The organism is Marinigracilibium pacificum, from assembly GCF_012926615.1.
In the GTDB taxonomy this organism is placed as follows: Bacteria; Bacteroidota; Bacteroidia; order Cytophagales; family Cyclobacteriaceae; genus Mangrovivirga; species Mangrovivirga pacifica.
Genome location: NZ_JABBNU010000021.1, coordinates 1 through 4342, shown reverse-complemented (window position 1 = coordinate 4342; position 4342 = coordinate 1). Strand labels below are relative to the sequence as shown.

Sequence of the window (4342 nt, the reverse complement as noted above, 5' to 3'; positions counted from 1 at the left end):
TTTTTTGATTTTAATATGAGTCTATTATCTTTGGCGATCAGCTATGCGTTTTTTATGTAGTCGCAAGTCGCGGCGGATCCATAGCTAGAGACGTTGGCATTAATTAAAAACTACTACATGGCAAAACAAATAACCAATAGTGTTAACTCGGGAGTTCAAGCCAATGTAGGAATGGACTTTCAGATACATTGTACAATTTTTTTGTTCCTTGAAAACTTCAATTCATTGTATGGACAAAGGTACTTTATCACAATCGAACACTTAGAAGACATTGTTTTTGGATATTTAGATTCTAATGAAGAGTTAACTAAAGTTGAAACCTACCAAGCTAAAAAGGCAACTTCAGCATGGAAGATTAGTGACTTATACGAAATACTTCAAAAAATAACAGAAGCTAGTCAGAGTATTCTTGATGATTCTCACCCCAAATCTAGTGGATTCTTCCAAGAGAATTATTTTGCAACGAATAACACTATTGACCTTACAACAAAAGTAAAGACAAAGTCTTACAGAGAAATAATAAATGAAGCTAAAAGCAATGTTCATTATCCTAGTTTAGACCAAAACATCAAAACTAAGATAGAACAAGGGAATAGCACAATTTCCTTTACTTCTGACAATCTCAAAAATTTAGCGACTCTAAACTTCAAATACATTGATTTAAGTAGGACTTCTAAATCTCAGAAAGAACATCTACACGGCAAATTCCAGACTGTTTTTAAAGATCAGATAACAGATCATATGGCGGCTCTGGACACATTTATACTTTGTTTAGATAAACTAGATTCAACATTTAATCAAGGAAACTCTGCGGACTTAAGTGATTTATCCAAAAGAGTTGAATCACATGAGATTGAGAAACTCTTAGCCTTATTAACTACTAAGAAGTTAGCCTACGATTTTTGGAGAGATAAAAGTGACGAACTGTGTAAAGAACTCAAAATTTCATTACTTGACAGGTCTTCTTTTGAACTCCACTATCAAAACAGTTTTGACCTTTTTAAAGACTTAAATTCACGTGAGCATCAAAAGGTTTTTAATTTTCTAAAATCCAACATTTCAATATTAGGAAAGCATACTACTGATATTGACTGTATCTCTGATTTTATTAAAGAATTTAACAAAGTAAAATCGACTACTCTGAGTAGTACACAATTAAAAGCAACAATTTCTGCTGCATACATTGAAATCAAAAACACACTATAATGCTCAAATTAAAAATCAATAGCGTTCTAGTTTACAGTGAACTATCCGATAAATACTTTTTTACAGAGTTTGGAGAAAGACTAAACGTCATTTATGGTAAAAACACAGCGGGAAAAAGTACACTCATTCAGTTGATCTTGTACGCTTTTGGAATCAATGACAACAAACTAAAGTTAACAGAAATATTGTCTGAAGAAATCTTCATTCGACTCAACTGTACTTTAAATAAGGACGGAAATACTCAGAATTACATCTTTGTACGTCAGGATGAAACCTTAATTATTAAAGACAACAATAACAAAATAACTAAGTTTAATGGTATCGGTAGTGATAACTCAGCTGAACATGTTAAACTGAAAAAATTCTTTAATGAGTTATTTGACTTCAACCTACTTTTAGAATCAAACTCAGGAATTTCAGAAGCTCCAATGGAGACGATTTTCCTCCCTTATTACGTCTCTCAAGATGTAGGTTGGGTTTACTTACGAAAATCATTTAGTAATCTAAATTTTTATAAAAACTTCAAAGAGGACTTCCTTGATTACTATCTGGGAATAGAAAATGCTGAAGATCGAAAAGAAAAAAGAGAAATAGAAATGCTCATAAAGAGCTTACAACAACAAATCTCCTTTTTTAATAAAATCGAAACGGAAAATGAAGAGCTAGAAGTATCTAAAATTATTGACGATTCTTTTTCTGGAAAATCTAATGAGTTCATTGACAACTTCTCTAACAATAAAAGTAAGTTGCTAGAGCTTGAAAATAAACAAATTAAGGAATCAAATAACTTAGCTTTTCTTAACCAAAGATTATCAGTTGTTTCTAAAGTTAAGAGAAACCATAAGAACCAAAAACCTGGCAAGGACAGTTGTCCTACATGTTCTCAAACACTCCCTAAGAGCATTGAAGATATGTATGAATATTATCAGGAAGAAAATGACACTTCTAAAATACAAAGTGACCTTAAAGAAAAAATTAAAAAAAGTCAGTCCTCAATCAATTCGATCAACAAAAAGATTGATACTTTAAAAGAAGAACTTGAGACTGAAACCAGAATTTACAATCAGTATTCAGTCGATAACCTAACTTTTGAAAGCTGGATAAACAACAAGGCTAACATACAGTTAAATAATAACATCACTTCACAAGTTGGAAGGTTAAGCTTAACTTTAGAAGAACAGAAAGAAAAGCTTTCAGAGTTCAAAACAGATAGTGAGATTCTGTCAGAAAGAAGTAAGAAGAGTAAAATCTTTAAAGATTACTACAAATCTAATAATGCTTTTTTAGGACTTCCTGAATTAACGGAAGGTCGTTTTAATGATCTCTATGATATATCTAGTTTCCCATTTCAAGGAGTTCAACTACATCTAGCAGTATTAAGCTATCATTTTGCATTTAATAGGCTTCTTACAGATTCAAGTGGTATTCATCGAATTCCATTTATTCTTGATAGTATCTTCAAGGAGGATATAGAACAAGGTACTAAGAACAAAATATTAAAGTTCATTAATTCACATCATCCAAAAGATACTCAAACGATACTTTCAATTGCTGACGATAAGAATGTTGATAGTAAAATTGAGACATACTCTTCAGAATTCTTCAATAAAGAGGCTAAGATGATATGTATAGGAGAAGGAGTTAAAGAAAAATCTCTTCTAATAGACAATGATGGTGAGCAAAAAACACTTATCGAAAACTCTTTCGAACTACTTGAAAATGAAAACTAATGCCAACACTGTATATGAGACAATAGGGCGTTCGGTGGGTTAAGAACGCTTGGTAGTCATCTGAAACACCGCCAAGCCAAAATTTTAATATTGAAAACGAATAAATTAAATATAAAAATGTTTAGCTCGGCTCAGTAGTGAACGGATACTTCATCCGTATCTACTGCCCTACTGTCCATATACTAAACGTTAGGTGGCATAAATGTTTAGTGCAATTAAACATCCTGTTTAAACTCACAAATAATTCTCCGATTTAACCTTTCCAGCCCCAAGTGCCCACCGCTCACGACTCGCGAGAAACAATTTTCTATTTAGAATCAAATATTGAATAATTGGAAGATTAGGATTCAGATAGTCTGGTCCGGGAATGGCTGTATAGCACTAAACCTCATCACCGAATAAGAACTGAGTAAGGCTGTTTAAAATATTGGATATGAGTAGAATGAAACAGGCTGCATCTTGTCCTGGTCTTTGCCAGTCATATCGGATGATGTCCTACGCGCGCACCCACGATACGGCCACCTAACAAAACCTATAGCCCACCGCTTTTTTGATTTTAATATGAGTCTATTATCTTTGGCGATCAGCTATGCGTTTTTTATGTAGTCGCAAGTCGCGGCGGATCCATAGCTACAGCGTTACCACACATTAAAAACAAACCATGAACAAAGAGAATCTTGTTGAGGTTGTAAAAACTATTTCTATTCGTGGAAGATTTGCATTTGGAATGGTTTGTATTGAGCAATTCATTAAGGAGAATCAATTAAACAATAACTTGTTAAATGAAATTATCGATGTTCTATGGGAGTTTACATCATCAAATGAATTAGATATCTGGGAAGAAAAAATAAACTATTTAATTCCTGAACATGTTTTAAGCCATCATACAAAATTCATTAGTTCATTTGATAAATATTTGAATAATAAAGATTTCAAAGAGATATATAAATTATATAAATCCTTAGATAAAACTTTCTTAATAATGATTAAAAAAGTATTAGAAATAGGTACTGGTAATTTATATGGTGGAACAGGTAAATTTAGTAAATGGACATTGGATCCAACTATAGATATAGCTAATCTCGCAGAATTCCGATTAGTCAATATACCAAACATAGAAGACTTTAAATTTTCAAGTTTTTCAGAGAATAATGGCTGGGGAAAGAAATTTAATAGAGAACAATTATTATAGAAACGTGTGGTAACAATAGCTATGGTCCACAGTTTTGTTTTTCAGTTGGGGCTGCTATCTTTGGGTATCAGCAATGCGTTTTTTAAGCAGCTGTAAATTTCGGCGGACACATAGCATGTACGTTGTGGTGCATATAAAAAACAAAAAATAAATGAGCTTTTTAAAAGCAGAATGGAGAAAACTAGCAATTGCAAATTATGCGATTGACAAAGAT

The 4342-nt window shown here is 32.4% G+C and carries 3 protein-coding genes; all 3 read left to right on the top strand.

The window, feature by feature from the left end; all coding sequences use genetic code 11:
• Window positions 1-117: 117 nt before the first annotated feature.
• The 3 genes from HH304_RS21020 (at window position 118) to HH304_RS21010 (ending at window position 4128) form a co-directional block, all read left to right on the top strand.
• Complete coding sequence (locus tag HH304_RS21020; RefSeq protein WP_169685270.1) at window positions 118-1206, top strand: dsDNA nuclease domain-containing protein; 1089 nt, start codon at window positions 118-120, stop codon at window positions 1204-1206.
• Entirely contained in the window at window positions 1206-2936 is a 1731-nt protein-coding gene (locus tag HH304_RS21015) for a hypothetical protein (protein WP_169685269.1), read from the top strand. The genes HH304_RS21020 and HH304_RS21015 overlap by 1 nt, the downstream gene beginning before the upstream one ends.
• 661 nt (window positions 2937-3597) lie before the next feature.
• Entirely contained in the window at window positions 3598-4128 is a 531-nt protein-coding gene (locus HH304_RS21010) for a hypothetical protein (protein ID WP_169685268.1), read from the top strand.
• Window positions 4129-4342: the final 214 nt, after the last annotated feature.